Source organism: Kitasatospora sp. NPDC059648, from assembly GCF_042734825.1.
Lineage (GTDB): Bacteria > Actinomycetota > Actinomycetes > Streptomycetales > Streptomycetaceae > Kitasatospora.
Genome location: NZ_JBHWDU010000074.1, coordinates 1 through 24,261, shown reverse-complemented (window position 1 = coordinate 24,261; position 24,261 = coordinate 1). Strand labels below are relative to the sequence as shown.

General features: G+C 73.8%; 13 protein-coding genes and 1 pseudogene. 12 read left to right on the top strand and 2 right to left on the bottom strand.

What is annotated here, in order from left to right:
- The first annotated feature begins 114 nt into the window (after window positions 1-114).
- From ACFV1W_RS31180 to ACFV1W_RS31145, 8 genes are all read left to right on the top strand, one after another.
- A complete protein-coding gene (locus tag ACFV1W_RS31180) occupies window positions 115-3,162 on the top strand; it encodes an AAA family ATPase (RefSeq protein ID WP_380420606.1) in 3,048 nt (1,015 codons plus the stop codon).
- Between the two features lie 477 nt (window positions 3,163-3,639).
- Complete coding sequence (locus ACFV1W_RS31175; protein ID WP_380420620.1) at window positions 3,640-6,576, top strand: putative bifunctional diguanylate cyclase/phosphodiesterase; 2,937 nt, start codon at window positions 3,640-3,642, stop codon at window positions 6,574-6,576.
- Between the two features lie 330 nt (window positions 6,577-6,906).
- A complete protein-coding gene (locus tag ACFV1W_RS31170; protein WP_380420605.1) occupies window positions 6,907-8,760 on the top strand; it encodes an acetolactate synthase large subunit in 1,854 nt (617 codons plus the stop codon).
- 34 nt (window positions 8,761-8,794) lie between these two features.
- Window positions 8,795-9,319, top strand: a complete 525-nt coding sequence (gene ilvN, locus ACFV1W_RS31165) for an acetolactate synthase small subunit (RefSeq protein WP_030286969.1) — start codon at window positions 8,795-8,797, stop codon at window positions 9,317-9,319.
- A 104-nt stretch (window positions 9,320-9,423) separates the two neighbouring features.
- The gene (gene ilvC, locus ACFV1W_RS31160) at window positions 9,424-10,422 is read left to right on the top strand and encodes a ketol-acid reductoisomerase (RefSeq protein ID WP_380420604.1); all 999 of its coding nucleotides are present in this window, start codon (window positions 9,424-9,426) and stop codon (window positions 10,420-10,422) included.
- Between the two features lie 257 nt (window positions 10,423-10,679).
- Window positions 10,680-12,260, top strand: a complete 1,581-nt coding sequence (serA, locus tag ACFV1W_RS31155) for a phosphoglycerate dehydrogenase (protein WP_380420619.1) — start codon at window positions 10,680-10,682, stop codon at window positions 12,258-12,260.
- A 283-nt stretch (window positions 12,261-12,543) separates the two neighbouring features.
- Window positions 12,544-12,705, top strand: a complete 162-nt coding sequence (locus ACFV1W_RS31150; protein WP_380420603.1) for a hypothetical protein — start codon at window positions 12,544-12,546, stop codon at window positions 12,703-12,705.
- Between the two features lie 244 nt (window positions 12,706-12,949).
- Window positions 12,950-16,291: a S8 family serine peptidase gene (locus ACFV1W_RS31145; RefSeq protein WP_380420602.1), complete on the top strand. Its 3,342-nt coding sequence runs from the start codon at window positions 12,950-12,952 to the stop codon at window positions 16,289-16,291.
- 73 nt (window positions 16,292-16,364) lie between these two features.
- On the opposite strand, the gene ACFV1W_RS31140 is transcribed toward ACFV1W_RS31145, so the two are convergent.
- Window positions 16,365-18,839, bottom strand: a complete 2,475-nt coding sequence (locus ACFV1W_RS31140) for a YfhO family protein (RefSeq protein ID WP_380420601.1) — start codon at window positions 18,837-18,839, stop codon at window positions 16,365-16,367.
- Between the two features lie 413 nt (window positions 18,840-19,252).
- On the opposite strand from ACFV1W_RS31140, the gene ACFV1W_RS31135 reads away from it, so the two are divergent.
- The 4 genes from ACFV1W_RS31135 (at window position 19,253) to cimA (ending at window position 23,967) form a co-directional block, all read left to right on the top strand.
- Window positions 19,253-19,594, top strand: a complete 342-nt coding sequence (locus tag ACFV1W_RS31135; RefSeq protein ID WP_380420600.1) for a Uma2 family endonuclease — start codon at window positions 19,253-19,255, stop codon at window positions 19,592-19,594.
- Between the two features lie 9 nt (window positions 19,595-19,603).
- Complete coding sequence (locus ACFV1W_RS31130; RefSeq protein WP_380420599.1) at window positions 19,604-20,641, top strand: 3-isopropylmalate dehydrogenase; 1,038 nt, start codon at window positions 19,604-19,606, stop codon at window positions 20,639-20,641.
- Window positions 20,642-20,890: 249 nt separating this feature from the next.
- The gene (locus ACFV1W_RS31125; RefSeq protein ID WP_380420598.1) at window positions 20,891-22,003 is read left to right on the top strand and encodes a branched-chain amino acid aminotransferase; all 1,113 of its coding nucleotides are present in this window, start codon (window positions 20,891-20,893) and stop codon (window positions 22,001-22,003) included.
- A 359-nt stretch (window positions 22,004-22,362) separates the two neighbouring features.
- A complete protein-coding gene (gene cimA / locus ACFV1W_RS31120; RefSeq protein ID WP_380420597.1) occupies window positions 22,363-23,967 on the top strand; it encodes a citramalate synthase in 1,605 nt (534 codons plus the stop codon).
- A gap of 64 nt (window positions 23,968-24,031) precedes the next feature.
- Here the strand turns inward: cimA and ACFV1W_RS31115 are convergent.
- Window positions 24,032-24,261: pseudogene (locus tag ACFV1W_RS31115) on the bottom strand (ATP-binding protein); the annotation flags it as partial.

Here is a 24,261-nt window from a genome sequence, read left to right as displayed (position 1 = left end):
GCCGAGGGAGTTCGGGAGGGGGAGGCGCCGCGGGAGAGCGCCTCCCCCTCCGGGCGTTCGCCGGGGGAGATAACCCCTCTCACCGGCGGCTCCGGCTATGGCATGCTCGCCTCCATGCAGCAGATATCGGTCAGTCCCGTCTTCGTCGGCCGCGGCAGCGAGATCACCGAACTGACCGACGCGCTGCGCCGCGCGGGCACCGGCAGCCCGCAGGCCGTGCTGATCGGCGGCGAGGCTGGCATCGGCAAGACCCGGCTGCTGGAGGAGTTCCTCCAGCGGGCCTGCGACGGGGGAGCGGTCACCACGCTCGGCAGCTGTCTGGAGGTCGGCGCCGAGGGGCTGCCGTACGCGCCGCTGGCCGCCGCGCTGCGCCGGCTGCACCGCTCGCTGGGCACCGAGTTCGAGGCCGCGGCGGCCGGCAGCGAGGGCCACCTCGCGCGGCTGCTCTCCGAGTTCGGCGAGGGGGACGGCGAACCCAACGACGAGTACGGCCGGGCCCGGCTGTTCGAGCACACCGCGAGACTGTTCGAACGGTTCGGCGCGGACCGTACCCTCGTCCTCGCCGTCGAGGACCTGCACTGGTCCGACCGCTCCACCCGGGAACTGCTGGCCTTCCTGGTGCGCACCCTGCACCGCTCCCGGGTGCTGCTGGTCGCCACCTACCGCACCGACGACCTGCACCGCCGCCACCCGCTGCGCCCCTTCCTGGCCGAGCTCGAACGGCTGCGCACCGTCCAGCGGCTGGAGCTGGAGCGGTTCGGCCGCCGCGAGGTCGCCGCCCAGCTGGCCGGCATCCTCGGCACCGCCGCCCCCGACCACCAGCTGGTGGACCGCATCCTCCGCCGCTCGGAGGGCAACCCGTTCTTCGTCGAGGAGCTGGCCACCGCCTTCGAGGACGGCTGCGGCGCCGGGCTGACCGACTCGCTGCGGGACATCCTGCTGGTCCGGGTCGAGGGGCTGGACGAGGAGGCCCAGCGCGTGGTGCGGATCGCCGCCGAGGGCGGCTCGCACGTCGAGCACGCCCTGCTGGCCGCCGTCCTGGAGGACGACGAGGAGGCGCTGATCGAGGCGCTGCGGGCGGCCGTCGGCGCCAACATCCTGCGGCCTGACAGCGAGGGCGAGGGCTACCGCTTCCGGCACGCGCTGGTCCGCGAGGCGGTCTCGGACGATCTGCTGCCCGGCGAACGGCACCGGATCAACCGCAAGTTCGCGCTCGCCGTGGAGGCCCGGCCGCAGCTCGTCCCCGCCGACGCGCTGCCCGCCCGGCTGGCCAACTACTGGTACCACGCGCACGACCCGGCGCGCGCCCTGCCGACGGCCCTGGACGCCGCCCGCGCGGCCCGGCGCCGCAACGCCTTCGCCGAGCAACTCGGCATGCTGGAGCGCGCCCTGGAGCTGTGGGACCAGGTCTCCGAGGAGGTGCTGGCGCACACGCTGCGCCCGTACGACTGGGCCGAGACCTATCCGCCCGGCGCCTGCGACCACAGCCCGGCCGGTGCCGAGTGCGACCGGATCCAGCTGGTCGACGTGCTGGCCGAGGCGGTGGTCGCGGCCCGGCGCTGCGGAGACCGGGAGCGCGGCCTGAGCCTGGCCAAGCGCGGTCTCCGGCTGGTCGACGAGGCGGAGCACCCGGTGCGCTCGGCCTGGTTCCGGATCAACCGGGCCCGGATGCTGGGCAATCTGCGCCGCTCCGGCGACGACGAGGAGATCGCCCGCGCCCACCGGCTGGTGGACGGCCTGCCGCCGTCCGCGGTGCAGGCCGAGGTGTTCGCCCTGGCCGCCGGGGTAGCGGTGGTCAGGTCGCCCCGCCTCGAACACCTGGAACTGGCCGAGCGGGCGATCCGGATCGCCGAGCAGGTCGGCGCGCACTCGGTCGAGGTGCACGCCCGGATGACCCTCGGCAGCCTGCGCTACGACCTCCTGGGCGACGCCGAGGGCGGGCTGGCCGAGCTGACCGCGGCGGTCGAGCGGGCCCGGCAGCTGGGCGTACCGGACCTCCTGCTGCGCGGCATCAACAACCTGGCCAGCATGCAGCGCGGACTGGGCCGGGCCGAGGAGGCCGTCCGGCTGGCGCGGGAGGGCCTGGAGTACGCGGACGGCAACGGGCTGCAGCGCAACATCGGCACCATCCTGACCGGCAACCTGGTCGAGGCGCTGGCCGACCTCGGGCGGGTCCGGGAGGCCGAGGAGCTGCTCGCCGCCAGCGAGCTGATCGGCCTGCCCGGCTCCCACGCCGAGTTCCTGGACCGGATGCGCGGCGACCTCGCCGTGCTGCGGGGGGACTTCGCCACCGCGGCGACGCTGCTGGCGCAGGCCAGGGCGGCGAACCGGGTCGGCCAGGCGCAGCACAGCGTGCCGATCAGCCGCCTGGCCGTGCGGCTCGCCGCGTACGGCGGGCGGCCGCTGGACGCCCGGGCCGAACTGCTCGCCGCGCTCGCCGAGGAGGGGCGGCTCGGCTACGAGTCCGACGTCTACCCGCTGCTGGTGGAGGCCGCCGGGGTGGAGGCGGACAGCCTGGGGCTGCCGGAGGCCGAGGCGGGCCGGGCCGAGGTGCTGGCCGCGATCGCCGCCGCGGGCGCCGACCTGCGGGCCCAGTCGCCGCTGCACCACGGCTGGGCCCGGCTGCTGGAGGCCGAACTGGCCCGGGCGGCGGCCGCGGACACGCCGGAGCAGTGGGCGCGGGCGGTCGCCGAGCTGCGGCCGACCGGCCTGCCGTACCCGCTGGCCCTCGCGCTGCTGCGGGGCGCCGAGGCGGAGGTGCGGGCCGGCCGGCGGGACGCCGCGACCGAACTGCTGCGCGAGGCGGCCGAACTGGCGGACGCCCGGTGCGACCGGCCGCTCGGGGCGCAGATCGCCGCCCTGGCGGAGCGGGCCGGGCTCACCCTGGCCCCGGCCGCACGCCCGGCCGCCGCGGCCGCCCCGGCGCCCGCCGTCGGGGACTCCTTCGGGCTCACCCCCCGTGAGCGGGACGTGCTCCGGTTGCTCGCGCGGGGGTGGACCAACCGGCAGATCGCCGAGGAGCTGTACATCTCTCCGAAGACCGCAAGCGTGCACGTGTCCAACATCCTCGGCAAGCTCCAGGTCGGCGGCCGGGGCGAGGCGGCCGCGCTGGCCCACCGGCTCCGGCTGTTCCCCGACGACCTGGCCCCCGCGGTCCGGTGAACCCGCCGGTCGCCGACCGTACCCGCACGGTCGGCGACCAGGGCTGCCACGATGGCCAGGCGCCGTCGCGTGCTCCCGTGCGCGCCGCGTGAGCCCCCTCCCGCGCGCCGCCGCCAACCGGGCCGATCAGTCGGAATCGAGTGCATTTCCCCGCTCTGTCGCCATTACTCTAAGTTGAGTGTGCGTGTCATTGAGTGACGGATTTGGTGTAGGGTCCCGAACGGGAGCATCGGTGCGGTGCGGCGGCCGGAAGGCAGCCCGCCCCCTGGGTCACCGTCCTGACGGGGCGCCAGGCCACCGCGTACGGCCGAGAGGTGCGCGGCCGGTGGCCCGTGGCCGGGGCGCCAGGTCCCGGGCCGGAGGGGGAGAGGCCGAGTGAGCTCCACCGATACGGTGCTGCCCGGATCCGGACGACCGGGCGTACCGCCCACCGAGACGTCCGCCGCCGAGCCGCCGGCGCCCGCCGGGCGCGGCCCGCTGCGCCGGCTCAGGGAGAGCCGCGCGCTGCCCGGGCTCGCCCTCGGCGGGCTCTGCCTGGCCTACGCGCTGGGTGCCGCCGCCGGCTGGGGCTCGTGTCAACTCTCCATCTTCATGGGTGACTTCGGACTGGCCGCGGCCGCCCTCGCGGCCGCCCTGTCCTGCCTGGTGCACGGCTGCACGGTCGGCGGCCACGCCCGCCCGGCCTGGCTGCTGTTCGGCCTCTCCTCGTTCATGGTCTCCCTCGGCAACGGCACCTGGGGCTGGTACGAACTGGTCGTGCGGACCCAGCCGCCGCGGGACTCGCTCGCCGACTACGCCTTCCTGCTGTTCGCCCCGCTCGCCATCACCGGTGTCCTGGTGCTCGCCCAGCACCCGCGCTCGGCGGCCGGCTGGCTGTGCCTGCTGCTCGACGGCTGGCTGATCGCCGGCTCGCTGTTCACCCTCAGCTGGAGCCTGGCGCTCGGCCGGATCGCGGCCGGCGAGAGCGGCTCCCCGTTGCGGCTGGCCCTCAACCTGGCCTACCCGGTGCTGGACATCCTGCTGGTCAGCCTGGTGGTGGGGCTGCGCTTCGGCGGCCGGGGCGGCAACCGGGCCGCGGTGCACACCGCGATGCTCGCGCTCGCCGTCACCGTGACCTGCGACGCCCTGTTCACCTCCCCGGAGCTGCACAGCACCTACCACTCCGGCGAACTGCTGGACGCGGGCTGGTTCTCCGGCAGCCTGCTGCTCGCCTGGGCGCCGTGGTCCCCGCGCCGGCGCCGCCCGCTGCGCGAGCACCCCTCGGCCGGCGGGCTGCCGCGCCGCCGGGTGGCCACCACCTTCAGTGTGCTCACCCCGTACGCGGCCGCCGCGGTGTGCACCGCCGGAATCCTCTACAACGCCCTCGGCGGGCGCCAGTTGGACCGCGTGGTGGCCGCGGCCGCGTGCACCGTCGGGCTGGCACTGATCCTCAGGCAAGGCGTGATGCTGCTCGACAACCTGTCGCTGGCCCAGGAACTCGCCCACAAGGAGGCGCACTTCCGTTCCCTGGTGCAGGGCTCCAGCGACGTCATCATGATCGCCGGGGCCAACGGCGTGCTCTCGTACGTCTCCCCGGCGGCGCTCGGCGTCTACGGGCGGGATCCGGAGGAACTGGTCGGCGGCAACCTGCTGGACCTGGTCCACCCCGAGGATGTCGGCCGGGTGCTCTCCGAGGTCCGCCGCTACCTCGCGCGGGTCCGGCTGGCCGCCCACCGCGCCCCGGGCACCGTCGAGTCCTCGGCCCGGGTGGAGTGCCGGATCAGCTCCGGCGTCGGCGAGTGGCTGCACGTCGAGTCGACGGTCAGCCGGCACCGCGACGGTCTGCTGCTCAACAGCCGGGACGTCACCGAACGCGTCATGCTCCAGGCCCAGTTGCAGCACAACGCCTTCCACGACCCGCTCACCGACCTGCCCAACCGCGCGCTGTTCGCCCAGCGGCTGCGCGCCGCGCTCGGCACCCGCGGCCAGCAGGACGGAACGGGCGCCGGCATCGCCGTGCTCTTCCTCGACCTGGACGGCTTCAAGGCGGTCAACGACACCGCCGGCCACCAGGTCGGCGACGAACTGCTGGTGCAGGCCGCCCGCCGGCTGCAGGGCGCCGTCCGCTGCGGGGACACCGTCGCCCGGTTCGGCGGCGACGAGTTCGCCGCGCTGGTCTGCGGCCCGCTCGGCACGCTGCAGGTCCAGGAGCTGGCCGAGCGGCTGAGGGTCGCGCTCTCCGAGCCGTACTGGATCGGCGGCGTCGAACTCGGCGTCGCCGCCAGCATCGGCATCGCCTTCGGCACCCCCGAACGCGGCCCCGCCGCCGACCCGAGAGCCGCGGCCGACGAGCTGATGCGCAACGCCGACCTCGCGATGTACCGGGCCAAGTCCGAGGGCAAGGGCCGGGTGGTGCTCTACGCGCCCGCGATGCGGGCCGACCTGGAGCGCCGCACCGAGCTGGAGGAGCGGCTGCGGGTGGCCGTCCGGGAGGGCGGCTTCACCCTGCTCCACCAGCCCGTGGTGGACCTCGGGAGCGGCGTGGTGACCGCCGTCGAGGCCCAGGCCCGCTGGCGCTCGGCGGGCGGCCTGCTGCTCACCCCGGCCGAGTTCCTGCGCTCGGCCGAACACGGCGACGCGGCCGCCCGCTTCTCCCGCTGGCTGGTGCAGGAGGCGGTCACGGCCGCCGCCGACCGGCGCGTGGTGTCCGGCCGGGGCCGCGGCGGCGCGCCGCTGCCCGTCCCGGTGGCCGTCCGGCTCTCCGCCGAGCGGCTCTGCTCACCCGGCCTGTACGAGACGGTGGCCGCGGCGCTGCGCGACACCGGGCTGCCGGCCGGCGAGCTGGTGATCGAGGTGGCCCGGATGGGCCCGGACCGGCTCGCCGACGAACTCGGCCGCCGGCTGGCCGCCCTGCGCGGACTCGGCGTCTCCACCTGGCTGGCCGGCTACGGCGCCGGCAGCGGCTCGCTGGGCGCGCTCGCCCGGCTGCCGCTGGACGGGCTCAAGCTGGACCGCACGCTGGTCCGGGACCTCGGCGAGTCCGCGCTCAGCCGCACCCTGGCCGGGCACGCCCTGCGGCTCGGCCGGGACCTCGGGATGGCCACCGCCGCCGAGGGGGTGGACCTGCCCCGGCAGGTCGCCGCGCTGCAGGAGCTGGGCTGCCGGCAGGCCCAGGGCTCGGCCTTCGCCCCGCCGCTGGACGAGACCCGGCTGCGCCGGGCGCTGGCCCGCCGCGGCTACCCGCTGCCCAAGCCGCTCGGCTCGCTGTCCGCCCGCCGCGCCCACCTCGCCGCGGACACCCGTACGGGTGGCCGTCCGGACGCCGCGGGAGGACGTGTCGCACATCACCACGGGGCCTCCGACCTGCCCGAACACCCGGCCGCCGCCGGTCCGGGAGCCGGTCCGCATGGCGAGACGGTCGTCCCACCTGCTTGACACGCCACCCCGGACGGGAGGAAGGTCGTTGCCATGCGCACCCGAATTCTCGTACTTGGCGGGCGCGTCGGCTGAGTGGGCTCGCACGCCCCGCTCGTGACAGACCGACGCGCCACCCCTCGCATGCCCTTGGGCACGAGGGGTTTTTTGTTGCACTGACGCTGTTCCCACCGCAAGACCCCTGGCCCCGACCGCCCCCGGAGGGTCCGACTCGTCGGATCGAGCGGGACGATTGAGGCAGAGCCGGCGATCGGCCCGGACCGGGACCCCACCCTCGCACCACCGGGGCCCGCAGTACCGGGCCGGCAAAACCCGAGAAGAGACAGGCAGATGACCGAGCACGCCGCATCCCCCCGCCGCGGGGACAACCCGGCCGCCCACGCTCCCGCTCCCCAGCACGTCGCCGAGACCATGACCGGAGCCCAGTCGCTCATCCGCTCGCTCGAAGCCGTGGGCGCGGACACCGTCTTCGGCATCCCGGGCGGGGCCATCCTTCCCGCGTACGACCCGCTGATGGACTCGGTCAAGGTGCGCCACATCCTGGTCCGCCACGAGCAGGGCGCCGGCCACGCCGCCACCGGCTACGCCCAGGCCACCGGCAAGGTCGGTGTCTGCATGGCCACCTCCGGCCCCGGCGCGACCAACCTGGTCACCCCGATCGCCGACGCCTACATGGACTCGGTGCCGATGGTCGCGATCACCGGCCAGGTCTCGTCCAAGGCGATCGGCACCGACGCCTTCCAGGAGGCGGACATCTGCGGCATCACGATGCCGATCACCAAGCACAACTACCTGGTGACCGACCCGGCCGAGATCCCCCGGGTGATCGCCGAGGCCTTCCACATCGCCGCCACCGGCCGCCCCGGCCCGGTCCTGGTCGACATCGCCAAGGACGCGCTGCAGGCCACCACCACCTTCCGCTGGCCGGTCGAGACCGCGCTGCCCGGCTACCGGCCGGTCACCAAGCCGCATGCCAAGCAGATCCGCGAGGCCGCGAAGATGCTGGTCAGCAGCAAGCGGCCGGTCCTCTACGTCGGCGGCGGCGTCATCAAGGCGCAGGCCACCGCCGAGCTGCGGATCCTCGCCGAGCTGACCGGCGCCCCGGTCGTCACCACCCTGATGGCGCTCGGCGCCTTCCCGGACAGCCACCCGCAGCACCTGGGCATGCCCGGGATGCACGGCTCCGTCCCGGCCGTCACCGCACTGCAGAAGTCGGACCTGCTGTTCACCCTCGGCGCCCGCTTCGACGACCGGGTCACCGGCAGGCTGGACAGCTTCGCGCCGTACGCCAAGATCGTGCACGCGGACATCGATCCGGCCGAGATCGGCAAGAACCGCCCGGCGGACGTGCCGATCGTCGGCGACGCCCGCGAGGTGCTGGCCGACCTCATCGTCGCGGTCCAGGCCGAGTTCGACGCCGGCCACAAGGGCGACTACGCGGAGTGGTGGGAGAAGCTCGACGAGTGGAAGAAGACCTACCCGCTGGGCTTCGAGCCGGCCCCGAACGGCCAGCTCTCCCCGCAGCAGGTCATCGAGCGGATCGGCCAGCTGGTCGGCCCGGAGGCGATCTACGCCGCGGGCGTCGGCCAGCACCAGATGTGGAGCTCGCAGTACATCCGCTTCGAGAAGCCCGGCACCTGGCTCAACTCCGGCGGCGCCGGCACCATGGGCTACGCCGTCCCGGCGGCGATGGGCGCCAAGGCGGGCCGCCCGGAGGCGGCGGTCTGGGCCATCGACGGCGACGGCTGCTTCCAGATGACCAACCAGGAGCTGGTCACCTGCGCCCTGAACGACATCCCGATCAAGGTCGCGGTCATCAACAACGGCTCGCTGGGCATGGTCCGGCAGTGGCAGACGCTGTTCTACAACCAGCGCTACTCCAACACCGTGCTGCACTCCGGCCCCGACCACGACGGCATCGCGCCGCCGGCCCAGGGCACCCGGATCCCCGACTTCGTCAAGCTGTCCGAGGCGATGGGCTGCGTCGGCCTGCGCTGCGAGCGCCCCGAGGACCTGGACGCGGTCATCGAGCAGGCGATGGAGATCAACGACCGCCCGGTGGTCATCGACTTCATCGTGCACCAGGACGCGATGGTGTGGCCGATGGTCGCGGCCGGTACCAGCAACGACGAGATCCAGTTCGCCAAGGGCGTCCGCCCCGACTTCGGCGACGACCTCGACTGACGGCCCTGCCAACCCAGAACGACTGAGGAACCACATGTCCAAGCACACCCTCTCCGTCCTGGTCGAGAACAAGCCCGGCGTGCTCGCCCGCATCGCCGCGCTGTTCTCCCGTCGGGGCTTCAACATCGACTCCCTCGCCGTCGGCCCGACCGAGCACCCGGACGTGTCCCGGATGACGATCGTGGTCAACGTCGAGGACCTCCCGCTGGAACAGGTCACCAAGCAGCTCAACAAGCTCGTGAACGTGATAAAGATCGTCGAACTCGACCAGTCCGCTGCGATCCAGCGGGAACTGGTCCTGGTGAAGGTCCGCGCCGACAACGAGACCCGGTCGCAGATCGTCGAGATCGTCCAGCTGTTCCGTGCCAAGACCGTCGACGTGTCGCCCGAAGCGGTGACCATCGAGGCCACCGGCAGTTCGGACAAGCTGGAGGCCATGCTCCGGATGCTGGAGCCGTACGGCATCAAGGAGTTGGTCCAGTCCGGCCTGGTCGCCATCGGCCGCGGCGCGCGTTCCATCACGGACCGCTCGCTGCGCGCCCTCGACCGCAGCGCCTGACCCGCGCTTCTCAGTTCGTCAGTAGCAAAGACCCGCACCCACGCCGGGTGCACATACGGTAGGAACCGCGCACCCGGCACCAACACGCAAGGAGATGTGCCCCCGTGGCCGAGCTGTTCTACGAAGACGACGCCGACCTGTCCATCATCCAGGGCCGCAAGGTCGCGGTCATCGGCTACGGCAGCCAGGGCCACGCCCACGCGCTGTCCCTGCGCGACTCCGGCGCCGACGTCCGGGTCGGCCTGAAGCCGGAGTCCAAGTCCCGCGCGAAGGCCGAGGAGGCCGGCCTGCGCGTGGTCACCCCGGCCGAGGCCGCGGCCGAGGCCGACGTCATCATGATCCTGGTCCCGGACCCGATCCAGGCCGACGTCTACGAGGCCGACATCGCCCCGCACCTGAAGGCCGGCGACGCCCTGTTCTTCGGCCACGGCCTGAACATCCGCTACGGCTTCATCAAGCCCCCGGCGGACGTCGACGTCTGCATGGTCGCCCCGAAGGGCCCGGGCCACCTGGTCCGCCGCCAGTACGAGGAGGGCCGCGGCGTCCCGGCGATCGTCGCGGTCGAGCAGAACGCCTCCGGCAAGGCCTTCGACCTGGCCCTGTCGTACGCCAAGGGCCTGGGCGCCACCAAGGCCGGCGTCATCAAGACCACCTTCACCGAGGAGACCGAGACCGACCTGTTCGGTGAGCAGGCCGTCCTCTGCGGTGGCACCGCCGCCCTGGTGAAGGCCGGTTTCGAGACCCTGGTCGAGGCCGGCTACCAGCCGGAGATCGCCTACTTCGAGTGCCTGCACGAGCTGAAGCTGATCGTCGACCTGATGTACGAGGGCGGCCTGGAGAAGATGCGCTGGTCGGTCTCCGAGACCGCCGAGTGGGGCGACTACGTCACCGGTCCGCGCATCATCACCGCCGACACCAAGGCCGAGATGAGGAAGGTCCTCGCCGAGATCCAGGACGGCACCTTCGCCAAGACCTGGATCGCCGAGTACAAGGCGGGCCTGCCCAAGTACAACGAGTACAAGAAGGCCGACGAGGACCACCTGCTGGAGACCACCGGCAAGAAGCTGCGCTCGCTGATGAGCTGGGTCAACGAGAAGGCCTGAGCCTTCCGCCCCCGAGCTTCTGCCGGGCCCAATTCCCAAGGGTCCTTGTACAAGTAGGCTGCTCCCGTCCGGGTGATTTCGCCGGACGGGAGCAGCCCCGCACCCTGCCCGCCGATACACTCCCGAGTGCGCGTCAGGCCCACAGCGTCGTGCGTCTACCTACGCGGCCATGCCACCTTCCCCCGCCCTCCACGCCACCTACGTGCCCGGGGGAACCGGACAGTTAAGGACCCACTGTCGTGAGCGCTGCCACAACTGTGAAAACTGGCGTAGTACTGATCGCCGAAGAGCTTTCGCCCGCCACCGTCGACGCCCTCGGCCCCGACTTCGAGATCCGCCACTGCAACGGCGCCGACCGCACCGAGCTGCTCACCGCGATCGCCGACGTCGACGCGATCCTGATCCGCTCCGCCACCAAGGTCGACGCCGAGGCGCTGGCCGCCGCCCGCAAGCTCAAGGTGGTCGCCCGGGCCGGCGTCGGCCTGGACAACGTGGACGTCGCCGCCGCCACCAAGGCCGGGGTGATGGTCGTCAACGCGCCGACCTCCAACATCGTCACCGCCGCCGAACTCGCCTGCGGCCTGCTGATCTCCGTCGCCCGCAACATCGCCCCGGCCAACGCGGCGCTCAAGCAGGGCGAGTGGAAGCGCAACAAGTACACCGGCGTCGAGCTGAGCGAGAAGACCCTCGGCGTGGTCGGCCTCGGCCGGATCGGCGTCCTGGTCGCCCAGCGGATGTCCGCGTTCGGGATGAAGATCGTCGCGTACGACCCCTACATCCAGGCCGCCCGCGCCGCGCAGATGGGCGTCAAGCTCGTCTCGCTGGAGGAGCTGCTGGAGGTCTCGGACTTCATCACCGTCCACCTCCCCAAGACCCCCGAGACGATCGGCCTGATCGGCGACGAGGCGCTGCACAAGGTCAAGCCGAGCGTGCGCATCGTCAACGCCGCCCGCGGCGGCATCGTGGACGAGGAGGCGCTCGCCGACGCCCTGCGCGAGGGCCGGGTGGCCGGCGCGGGCCTGGACGTGTACGCCAAGGAGCCGTGCACCGACTCCCCGCTGTTCGCCTTCGACAACGTGGTCGCCACCCCGCACCTGGGCGCCTCCACCGACGAGGCGCAGGAGAAGGCCGGCATCGCGGTCGCCAGGTCGGTGCGCCTGGCGCTGGCCGGCGAGCTGGTGCCGGACGCGGTCAACGTCCAGGGCGGCGTGATCGCCGAGGACGTGCGCCCGGGCCTGCCGCTGGCCGAGAAGCTCGGCCGGATCTTCACCGCGCTGGCCGGCGAGGTGGCCGTCCGCCTGGACGTCGAGGTCCGCGGCGAGATCACCCAGCACGACGTGAAGGTGCTCGAACTCTCCGCTCTGAAGGGTGTGTTCGAGGACGTCGTGGCCGAGACGGTGTCCTACGTCAACGCCCCGCTGTTCGCCCAGGAGCGCGGCGTCGAGGTCCGCCTGACCACCTCCAGCGAGAGCCCCGAGCACCGCAACGTGATCACCGTGCGCGGCACGCTGGCGAACGGCGAGGAGATCGCCATCTCCGGCACGCTGGCCGGCCCGAAGCAGACCCAGAAGATCGTCGGGGTGGACACCTTCGACGTCGACGTGGCGCTCACCGACCACATGGCCTTCTTCAAGTACGAGGACCGCCCCGGCGTGGTCGGCGTGCTCGGCCGCCACCTCGGCGACGCGGGCATCAACATCGCGGGCATGCAGGTCGCCCGGGACGGCGGCAGCGCCCTCGCCTCCATCACGGTGGACAGCGAGATCCCGCAGGACGTGCTGACGGTGATCGCCGCCGAGATCGGCGCCCGCTTCGCGCGCTCGGTCGACCTGGGCTGACTTCCCCCCTGCCCGACCAGGGCCCGGACCGCCGTTCGAACGGCGGTCCGGGCCCTGCTGCGTTCTCGCGGTGGCCGCCGTCTCAGATACTAGGAAATCCAAGTATTCGAGCAGACACGGCCGGGGCGGGGTCGTACCGTGGAAGGGCCACACGGTGTGCCGCCCCTGTAGCCAGGGCGCGCGGCCCGTGTGCGCGTGCGCGCCCCCATGGGCAGGCGATCCCTGCTCCGCGCTCCCACCTCTCATGCCGCGCTTGACGCGCGCCGCTTCCAAGGAGCCCGGTATGCCCACCACCGCCGACCGCCACGCCACCCCCGCCCCTGCCGCCACCCCCGTCCGCGCCCCGCGCCGCCGGCGGGCCGCCGAGCGGAACTCCTTCGCCGCCGCCGCGCTGCAGCGTTCGCTGGACCGCCGGGACAACGGCGGCGCCACCGGTCACCACTGAGCGCCGGCCGCGCGGCCGAGCGGCGCCGCGGGTGGCGTTCATCGGGCTACTGAACCGATCGGGTTGACGCCGCATCACTCCGTGGAGTGCAACTGAGGTCCGCCCGAGGGAAGTTGCTCGCCTCGGATGGCGCGATCATCCTAATTTGGGGCCCCGGAAGGGTGATCGACGTCCGTGTGGGCGGGCGCCAGCGACCTCCTCGGTGTGCGGATCATTCCCCCCCTGCCGGGGGAGAGGGTCCCTCGTGCGCCTGCCACCCGTCCGCCGACCGCTCGCCCGGATCGGCCTCACCCTGACCCTGCTGGCCGGGGGTGCGGCGCTCGCCGCCGCCCCGGCCGCGGGCGGCCCGTCCAGCGGCGGGCCGGCCGGCCAGGGCCGTACGGCCTCCGTCCTGCTCGAACTCACCACCGAGGCGGCCGGCCCCGCCTGGCGGCGCGCCGCCGACACCGCCCGGCGGGACCAGCGCTCGCCGGAGGCCGTCCGGCGGGACGCCGCCCGGGCCGGAGCCGCCCAGCGGACCCGGGCCGGGGACGCGCTGGACCGGCTTGCCGAGGCCGTTCGCCGGTCGGCCCCCGCCGCCCGCGAGCTCTACCGCACCCACACCCTGCTCACCGGGCTGGCGGTCGACGCCCCAGCCGAGCGGCTGCCCGCGCTGCGGGCGCTGCCCGGTGTCCGGGCCGTCCACCCGATCGTGAACAAGCAGCGCGACAACGCCTACTCCGTCCCGCTGACCGGTGCCCCGCAGGTCTGGGCCGGGGACGCGGCGGTGGCGGGGAACACCGGCCAGGGCATGCGGATCGGCGTCATCGACAGCGGCATCGACTACACCCACGCCGACTTCGGCGGCCCCGGCACCGAGGAGGCCTTCCGCTCGGTCGAGCGCGGCAAGCCCGCGCCGGCCGCGCTGTTCCCCAACGCCAAGGTGACCGGCGGCAAGGACCTGGTCGGCGACGACTACAACCCCGACCCGACCGCCCCGAACCACCAGCCCGTCCCGCACCCCAGCGACAACCCGCTCGACTGCGTGCGCAACGGGCACGGCACCCACGTCGCCGGTACGGCCGCCGGCTACGGCGTCACCGCCGACGGCCACCCGTACGCCGGCCCCTACCGGCCCGGGCTCGACCCGGCCTCGTTCCGCATCGGCCCCGGCGCCGCCCCCGGTGCGCAGCTGTACGCGATCCGGGTGTTCGGCTGCGACGGCTCCACCGACCGGCTCACCCAGGCGCTCGACCTGGCCGCCGACCCGAACGGCGACGGCGACCTCGGCGACCGGCTCGACGTGGTCAACCTGTCCCTCGGCAGCCGCTTCGGCAGCCCGGACGACGCCGACGCGCTGGCCGTCGACCGGCTCGCCGAACTGGGCACCGTGGTGGTCGCGGCGGCGGGCAACGAGGGCGACGTGTACGGCGTCGGCGGCAGTCCCGGCACCGCCGTGCGGGCGATCACCGTCGCCGCCTCCGTGCACGGGCACGCCGACGTGGACGGCATCACCGTGCTCGCCCCCGCCGCGCTCGCCGGGGTCGTGCCCGGCCACTGGAGCGAGCGCTACCGGGGCTGGTCCACCACCGAGGTCAGCGGCGCCCTCGCCGTGCCCCTCGACCAGACGGACGGCTGCACGGACTTCAGCGAGGCCGACCGACAGCGGCTGAAGGGCCGGATCGCCGTGCTCACCTGGCACACCCGCGATGCCGACCGGGCCTGCAACTCCGGCCCGCGCGCCGACCACGCCGCCGACGCCGGGGCGATCGGCGCGCTCTACGCCGCCGACACCGAGCACCTCGCCGAGATCTCCGGCGACGACCGGATCCCCGCCGTCCTGCTCGGCCGCGCGGACGGCGAACGGCTGCTGAAGGCCGCCGCCGAGGGTGGCGCACAGGTCCGGCTCGCCGCGCCCGGCAACCCGCTGCACGGATCCGTCGCGCAGAACCAGCCGGCCAGGGCCGACACCCTCACCGACTTCACCTCCCGGGGCATCGGCCTGCCCGGGGTGGTCAAGCCCGACCTCGCCGCCCCCGGGGAGACCATCTGGTCCGCCCTGGTCGGCAGCGGCAGCGGCGGTCAGCGCGAGAACGGCACCTCGATGGCCGCCCCGCACGTCACCGGCCTGGCCGCGCTGGTCCGCGCCGCCCACCCGGACTGGCCGGTCGAGCAGGTCAAGGCCGCACTGATGAACACCAGCACGGACACCTACCTCGGCGACGACCACGGCGGTCCGGTCTACGGGCCCGAACGCACCGGCGCCGGGCGGGCCCAGGCCGACCGGGCCGTCCGCACCCCGGTGGTCGCCTACGCGGCGGGGGAGGGCGCCCGGGCGGGCAGCGTCGGAGTCTCCTACGGGCCGGTCGAGGTCGGCGGGCCGACGGCCCTCGACCGCGAGATCGAGCTGCGCAACTACTCCTCCGCGCCGGTGAGTTACCGCACCGGCTACGCGGCGGCCACCCAACTGCCGGGCGCCGCCTTCCAGGTGGCGCCGGCCCGGGTCGACGTGCCGGCCGGCGGCACCGCCCGGGTGCGGGTGACGCTTTCCGTACCGGGGGAGTTGGGGCGCACGCCCGATCCGACCATCGACACCCTGCAGGGCGGCCGGGCGCGCAGCTACCGCGGCGAGATCTCCGGGCGGGTGCTGCTCAGCCCGATCGGCGACCAGGCCCTGCCGCAGCTGCGGGTCCCGGTGCTCGCCGCCCCGCGCCCGACCGGCGACCTCGGCGTCACCGCCTCCGCCCGGACCGCCCGGGACGGCACCCTCGTCACCCTCGGCGGCAGCGCCGCCCCCGGCGAGGCGCCCGGACTGGTCAGCGCGTTCGCGCTCGGCGGCGAGGGCCCCCGCTGGCCCGACTGCCCGCCCGGCGCGGGCAAGGCCGTCGGCCCCGGCGCGGGCATCCGGCCCGAGGGCACGGCGGAGCCGGGCGCCCCGCCCCAGGACCTCTGCGTCGAGCACCCCGGCGACCGGGCCGCCGACCTGCGGGCCGCGGGCGCCGCCGTCGACTCCGACCTGCTGTACGTCGGCGCGCGGCTGTGGGCCCCGGCGGCCACGCCGGTCGGGCTGTACGGCGTGCGGGTTTCCCTGGACACCGACGGGGACGGCGTCACCGACGTGATCCTCAAGGCCGACCGGATGCGCGGCAGCGACGTCCTGGTCTCGCGCGCCCTCGACGCGCGCACCGGCGCCGAACTCGACGTCCAGCCGCTCAACGCCCACTGGGGCGACACCGACACCGAGCTGCTGGACAGCGACGTCGTGGTCCTGCCGGTCCGGCTGAGCGCCCTGCCCGGCGTCGGACCCGGCCACAGCACCGTCCGCTACGGCGTCTGGGCCGGCGCCACCGCCCCCGGCACGCCCGACCCGGCCGACGCCTACTCCGCCATCGGGCTGCGCGGCACCCGGCCCACCGTCCCGGTGGACGTCCTGCACCCGGCCCTCACCGTCCGGGCCGGCCTCACCGGCCCGACCGCGATGGTGACCCCCGCCGGCCCCGGCACCGTCCTCGACGTGCACCGCTCCCCGGGCGACACCTCCCGGCTCCTGCTGCTGTACCACCTCAACCCGGCCGACCGGAGGGCCGAGGTCCGCAGCCTGCCGTAGCCCGTACCGGAGGGGCGGCCCGTCGGCAGCGACCGGCGGGCTGCCCCTTCCGCTCTGCCGCCGCCGTCCGGGCCTATGCCCGGGCGGCGGCGCGGCGTTGGCGGCGCGGGGTGCGGGTGGGACGGCGGGAGAGACGGCTGAAGACGGCGACCAGGGCGATGGCGGCGGCCGTACCGGAGGTGACGGTGAGGCCCTCGGTGAGGCCGGGCGGGCGGAAGGCGCAGGAGACGCGGGAGGCGCCGCCGCCGAGCGGAACGCCGATCATGCCCAGGACCGGGGTGGGCGCGGCGGGGGTGCCGCCGTCGGTGGCGCAGGTCCAGCCCTCGGTGGCGGGGACGGACAGCAGGGCGGTGCCGGTGGAGCCCGGCGGGAGCGCGGCCGTGACGGTGTGGCCGCCGGCCTCGACGCGGGTGGCGCCGGTGGCGGCGAGGCGGGTGACGGCGGCCGCCAGGGCGTCGGTCCGCAGGCAGCCGACCGGGCGGGCCGGGACCTGGCTGGTCACGTCCGACCGCAGGGTCACCCGGACCACCCCGTCCGCCGGGACGGTCCCCAGCCGGTGGACGGCCACCGCCGTGGTGGGCTGCTCGCCGTCGCTGCGGTAGCTGGCGTCCAGGCCGCTGACCGTGCCGTCGTACCAGACGCCGTGGAAGTAGGCGGTCGAGCCCGGGGTGCAGGCGACGGTGAACACCGTGCCGTCCCCGCCGCCCGGCACCGACCAGCCGCTGGTGCCGTGCAGGGTGGGCGTCGGGCCGCCGGCCGGGACGGGCAGCGGGGCGTCGTACACCTGGCTGCCGAGCAGCGACTCCTGACGGGCCCAGACCGAGGACATCTCCGGCCGGGCACCCCGCGGCAGCACGGTGACCAGCGGCGGGGCCGGCGCCCGCCCGGGGGTGAAGCCGTGCGGCGGGGGCCCGTCGTCCAGGTGGGCGCGGATCCCGAACAGCGCCTGCCCGACCGGGTCGGTGACGCTCCCGGTCTGCCGCCCGCCGGCCGTCCAGCCCGCGCCGAGGTCGTGCAGCAGCTGGGCGACGACGGTCGGCAGGTAGCCGCTGAAGTAGCCGCCGCCCTGGCCGTTCAGCAGCAGCGGGTCGTTGGGGGTGAAGGCGTGCGGGCCGGGGTCGCTGCGCCCTTCCGGCCAGTCGGCGCCCGCCCGGACGGCCGCGGGCCCGGCCCGGACGGCGGCCGGGGGGACGGAGTCGTCGGGGGCGGCGCCGAGCGACGCGTACCCGGACCAGACGGCGTTGCCGAGCACCGCGCCGCCGAGCACCCAGGTGGCCAGGGCGTTCGCCCGGCGGTCGGTGTGCCGGTGCTCCAGCACCCACAGCGCGGCGAGCACGACGGCGCTTCCGACGCCCAGCAGCACCCAGGTGGAGGCGTGCACCGGGCGCCGGGCGGCCGCCAGCGCGACGACCAGCGTGACCACGGCGGCGCCGCCCAGCAGGGTGAGCAGGTCCGGCCGGTGGGCGAGCGACACCCAGCCGGCCAGCACCAGCAGCCCGCTGAGCACGAAGGCGACCCGGTACGGCCCGCCGGCCGGGATCGCCAGGCCGTGCCAGACCAGCACGGTCGGGGTCCAGACGAAGCCGAGCACGATCAGCACCAGCGCCGTGCACCAGACCGCCCGCTCGCGGATCCGCACCCGGCGGTTGAACGGCAGCCCGCACACCAGCAGCAGTCCGAGCACCCCGATCGCGATGTCCGGCAGCGGCCGCGCGCCGGTCGTGGTGGGCAGCAGCTCGGCGAGGCGCCCGCCGAGCCCGGACGGGCCGAGCGGCTGCACCGGGGACTCCGGCTGGGCGCCGCGCGCGGCCCGGACGGCGACGAACAGCACCGGGGAGGCGAGCAGCACCCCGGTGACGGCCAGGGTGATCGCCCGGCCGGTCGCCCGGACCCGGTGCCGGACGGCGCGCGGGGTGGCGAACAGCCGTACGGCGAAGAGGAGTCCGGCCATCAGAGTGGCCAGCGCGGCGGTGTACAGGTTGCCCGCCCAGACCAGCGCGACGCACAGCGAACCGGCCACCCAGCGGCGCTCGTGCAGGCACCAGTCCCCGACCAGGCCGAGCAGCGGCAGCGAGACCAGGCCCCAGAGCCACATCGGCGCGGCCCCGCCCACGTCCAGCACCCAGGCGCAGAGTCCGTACCCGACGGCGGCGAGCACCCGCAGCCACCGGGGGCCGGGGTGCACCCGGCCGAGCAGGTGGGCCATCAGGGCGGTGCCGAGCCCGATGGTGGCCAGGGCGACCAGGAAGACGGCGAGCTGCCCCTGGTCACGGGGAAGCAAGGCGGTCGGCCAGGAGAACGGATTCATCAGGTAGGCGAAGAAGTCCGCCAGGAACGGGACGCCGTAGCCGCTGTTCCAGTTGAACAGCAGGTCCCCGGCGGCCTGCCCGTGCAGCAGGTCCCACAGGTGCGCGTGGTACGGCACGGCGACCGCGCCCGCTCCGGCCGGCCACCGCCCGCGCAGCCCGGCGGCGAGCGCGAACCCTCCAATCGCCAGCCCGGCCGCACCCCCGCAGACCAGCACCTCCCGCCGCCGCTCGGCCTTCACCCACGCCCCCCGTTTCTGCCAGGAATCCCGGATCACGCCACCCTAAGCGCGCCTCCGGCGTACCTCCCGTCTCACGCGCTCCCTCGTACGAGTGGCTCAGTAGCGGAAGGCGCCAGTGCTCTGCCACGGTGTGGCCGTGGGCGAGTGCATCGATCCTGACGAGTTGCCGGACTGGTTGAGGCCGCCGGCTGCTGGCTATGTCGCAGAGGACTTGGACCGGCTGAGGGGTCTTCCTGCGCACACCGAGCTGCTGTTCGGCAGTCTGATCTTCGCACCTCGTCAGACGACGTTTCATTCGCGAACGGTGAGCGAGCTGGATCGACAGCTGGACGCGCAAGTCCCGGGAGGATACGAAGTCTGGTGCCGGATGGGCTTGAAGCTCGACGCCGCGCAATCGACCCGAGCCCGATGTCATGGTGGTCGACGCTCGGGCCGACACTGGCCCGGACCAGACGTTCTGCATGGCCCAGGATGTCCTCCTGGCCGTAGAGGTGGTCATGGCGGAGTCGGTCGAGCGGGACCGCGAGCTGAAGCCTCGTAAGTATGCCGCCGCCGGAATCCGCCACTTCTGGCGCGTCGAGTGCGACGAGGGCCGACCAGTGCTCCACACGTACCACCTGGACCCGGTGTCAGGCGAGTACATTCCGACGGGCATCTTCCGAAAGCGCCTGCGACTGGATCTCCCTTGCCCTCTGGAGGTTGAGCTGCGTCCAGATGCTGGACGTGAGGTGTCAGCACCTGGGACACCGGAGTAGGGTCCGAGCATGTCTCGCACCATTCGTCTCGCAGTTGTCCCGGGTGACGGCATCGGCCAGGAAGTGGTGGCCGAGGGCCTGAAGGTCCTCGGAGCCGTGCTTCCCGCCGACGTGAAGCTGGAGACCACCGAGTACGACCTCGGGGCCCGGCGCTACCACCGGACCGGGGAGACGCTGCCGGACAGCGTGCTGGCGGAGCTCAAGGCGTTCGACGCCATCCTGCTGGGCGCCATCGGGGACCCGAGCGTGCCGTCCGGGGTGCTGGAGCGAGGGCTGCTGCTGAAGCTGCGGTTCGCCTTCGACCACCACATCAACCTGCGGCCGGGTCGGCTGTTCCCCGGCGTGACGTCCCCGCTGGCCGGTCAGCCGGAGATCGACTTCGTGGTCGTCCGCGAGGGCACCGAGGGCCCGTACGTCGGCAACGGCGGCTCGCTGCGCACCGGCACCGAGCACGAGGTGGCCACCGAGGTCAGCCTGAACACCGCGTACGGCATCGAGCGGGTGGTGCGCGACGCCTACCGCCGGGCCCAGGCGCGGCCGCGCAAGAAGCTCACCCTGGTGCACAAGAACAACGTCCTGGTGCACGCCGGTCACCTGTGGTCGCGGATCTTCGCCGAAGTCGGCCGGGAGTTCCCCGAGGTCACCACCGACTACCTGCACGTCGACGCGGCCACGATCTTCTTCGTCACCCAGCCCGAGCGCTTCGACGTCATCGTCACCGACAACCTGTTCGGCGACATCCTGACCGACCTGGCCGCGGCCGTCACCGGCGGCATCGGCCTGGCCGCGAGCGGCAACATCAACCCGAGCGGCGAGTTCCCGTCGATGTTCGAGCCGGTGCACGGCTCGGCGCCGGACATCGCCGGCCAGGGCAAGGCCGACCCGACCGCCACCGTGCTGTCGGTCGCCATGCTGCTGGAGCACCTCGGCTACGCCGCCGAGGCCGCCAAGGTCGAGGCCGCCGTCGCGGCGGACCTCGCCGAGCGCACCGGCACCCGTTCCACCTCCCAGGTCGGCGACGCGCTCGCCGGCCGAGTATCCGGCTGACGGGCCGGGTCCGAGCAGACGGACCTCCGGTCGTACGGGCCGGACCGCACAAGGATCCGGCCCAGGTGGGCCGGACCGCATAACCGCAGCTTGCAGCTCCCCAAGGAGCGGGCAGCTGTTCGGCACGGCCCTCTGGATGCGAGTATCGACAGTGGGCCGTGCCGTTGTGCGTGCGTTCCGGCGCTGGATCGCCGTAACGTCCCTTCGACGGTGGCGGCCCGAACGAACCCCACGGTGAAGGAAACAGCCATGAGCACGCCCACCCAGGCGCCCATCACGTTCGACCTCAAGCCCTCCGCCCACCCGCTGCCCGCAGCGGAGCGCGAGGCCCGGCTGACCAACCCCGGCTTCGGCCGCGTCTTCACCGACCACATGGTCACCATCCGCTGGACGGAGGGCCGCGGTTGGCACGACGCACAGCTGGTCCCGTACGCGCCGGTGGAGATGGACCCGGCGAACATGACCCTGCACTACGGCCAGGCGATCTTCGAGGGGCTGAAGGCCTACCGCCAGGCCGACGGCTCCATCGCGACCTTCCGCCCGGAGGCCAACGCCCTGCGCTTCCAGGCCTCGGCCCGCCGCCTGGCGATGCCGGAGCTGCCGGTGGAGACCTTCGTCGAGGCCGTCGAGCTGCTGGTCCAGCAGGAGCAGGCCTGGGTTCCGAGCGAGCCGGAGCAGAGCCTCTACCTGCGTCCGTTCATGTTCGCCACCGAGGTCGGCCTGGGCGTCCGCCCGGCGAACTCCTACCTCTTCATGATCATCGCCTCCCCGGCCGGTGCCTACTTCCAGGGCGGCATCAAGCCGGTCTCGGTCTGGCTGTCCAAGGAGTACGTCCGGGCCGCGCCCGGCGGCACCGGCGCGGCCAAGTGCGCGGGCAACTACGCGGCCTCGCTGGTCGCCCAGGCCCAGGCCGCCGAGAAGGGCTGCGACCAGGTGGTCTGGCTCGACGCCGCCGAGCACCGGTGGGTCGAGGAGATGGGCGGCATGAACCTGTACTTCGTCTTCGGCGAGGGCAAGGACGCCAGGATCGTCACCCCGGAGCTGTCCGGCGCGCTGCTGCCCGGCATCACCCGCGACTCGCTGCTCCAGCTCGCCACCGACCTGGGCTACGCGGTCGAGGAGCGGAAGATCTCCACCGACGAGTGGCAGCAGGCGAACGCCGACGGCACCCTCACGGAGGTCTTCGCCTGCGGTACCGCCGCCGTCATCACCCCGGTCGGCTCGGTGAAGTCCGCGGCCGCCGACTGGACCGTCGGCAACGGCGAGCCCGGCCCGATCACCATGGAGCTGCGCCGCGCCCTGCTGGCCATCCAGGGCGGCCAGCAGCCGGACACCCACAACTGGCTGCACAAGATCGTCTGATCATCCGGACACCGGAACCCCCTCCGGCCTGCCCCGTTTCGCATCGCGAGACGGGCGGGCCGGATCCCGGAGGCTGTGCCAGACTGCGAGCGTGTCCTCGCTTTCGCTGATTATTAGCAGCAGGCGCGCCGGTCCGCAGTGACCGCTTCCGCAGGACCCGATGCGGAGCGACCACGAGCGTCCAGACCCGCGCGCAGACCTCTCGCACCCGCGAGGGGTCTTTTTGTTTCCCGGACCGGCCGACGGCCCCCACGAGGGGCCGGGGGACACCGGGGCCGCGCGCGGGATCCTGGACAGTGGAGCCGGGACGAGAATCCGGCAGAGCAGTACCAACCTCCCCGAACGGAGAACCAGGGGTCATGACCGAGGCCAGCCGTACCGACGACAGCTTCCACGTGTTCGACACCACCCTGCGTGACGGCGCGCAGCGGGAGGGCATCAACCTGACGGTGGCGGACAAGCTGGCCATCGCCCGGCACCTGGACGATTTCGGGGTCGGCTTCATCGAGGGCGGCTGGCCCGGCGCCAACCCCCGGGACACCGAGTTCTTCGCCCGCGCCGCCGCCGAGCTGGAGCTGCGCAGTGCCCAACTGGTCGCCTTCGGCGCCACCCGCCGGGCCGGCGGCAAGGCGGCCGAGGACCCGCAGCTGGCCGCGCTGGTCACCTCCGGTGCGCCCGTGGTCACCCTGGTCGCCAAGGCGCACGACCGGCACGTCGAGCTGGCGCTGCGCACCACCCTGGACGAGAACCTGGAGATGGTCCGGGACAGCGTCGAGTTCCTGCGCGCCCAGGGCCGCCGGGTGTTCCTGGACTGCGAGCACTTCTTCGACGGGTACCGGGCGAACCGCGAGTACGCCCTCGCGGTGGTCCGCACCGCGCACCGGGCCGGGGCGGACGTGGTGGTGCTGTGCGACACCAACGGCGGGATGCTGCCGGCCGGCGTCCGGGACACCGTCGCGGACGTGATCGCGGCGACCGGCGCCCGGATCGGCATCCACGCCCAGGACGACACCGGCTGCGCGGTGGCCAACACCCTGGCCGCGGTGGACGCCGGCGCCACCCACGTGCAGTGCACCGCGAACGGCTACGGCGAGCGGGTCGGCAACGCCAACCTGTTCCCGGTGGTCGGCGCGCTGGAGCTGAAGTACGACCGCCGGGTGCTGCCCGCGGGCCGGCTGGCCGAGATGACCCGGATCTCGCACGCGATCGCCGAGCTGGTCAACCTGGCGCCGTCCACCCACCAGCCGTACGTCGGCTTCTCGGCCTTCGCCCACAAGGCGGGCCTGCACGCCTCCGCGATCAAGGTCGACCCGGACCTGTACCAGCACACCGACCCCGAGCTGGTCGGCAACACCATGCGGATGCTGGTCTCCGACATGGCGGGCCGGGCCTCGGTGGAGCTCAAGGGCAAGGAGCTCGGCTACGACCTGTCCACCGACCGGGACCTGGCCGGCCGGGTGGTGGCCAAGGTGAAGGAGCAGGAGAACCTCGGCTACACCTACGAGTCTGCCGACGCCTCCTTCGAGCTGCTGCTGCGCGACGAGGTGCGCGGCAGCCGGGAGCGCTTCTACCGGCTGGAGTCCTGGCGGACCATCAGCGAGCAGGGCCCGCACGGGGTTTCCGGCAACGAGGCGACCGTCAAGCTGTGGGCCAAGGGCGAGCGCCGGATCGCCGTCGGCGAGGGCAACGGGCCGGTCAACGCGCTGGACCAGGCGCTGCGGACGGCCCTGGAGGGCATCTACCCGCCGCTGGCCACCTTCGAGTTGGTGGACTACAAGGTCCGCATCCTGGAGGGGCAGCACGGCACCGGCTCCAAGACCCGGGTGCTGATCGAGTCCACCGACGGCACCGCCACCTGGTCCACGGTCGGCGTGGCCGACAACGTGATCGCCGCCTCCTGGCTGGCACTTGAGGACGCGTACACCTACGGACTGGTCCGCGCCGGCCTGGAGCCGACCGAGTAGCCGCGCCGGAACCCCCTGTGGGCCGCTGGACTCGGCGAAGTCCCGCGGCCCACAGGCATGCCGGTCACCGCAGTCGGGCCAGCAGGGCGTGCTCGACCAGGGTGATCAGGGCGCTCTTGGCGCTGTCCCGGCGGCGGGCGTCGAGGGTGATGATCGGGGTGTCGGCGCCGAGCTGCAGGGCTTCGCGGACCTCGTCGGGGGTGTGCGGCTGGTGGCCGTCGAAGCCGTTGAGGGCGACGACGAAGGGCAGGCCGCTGTTCTCGAAGTAGTCGAGGGCGGGGAAGCAGTCGGCGA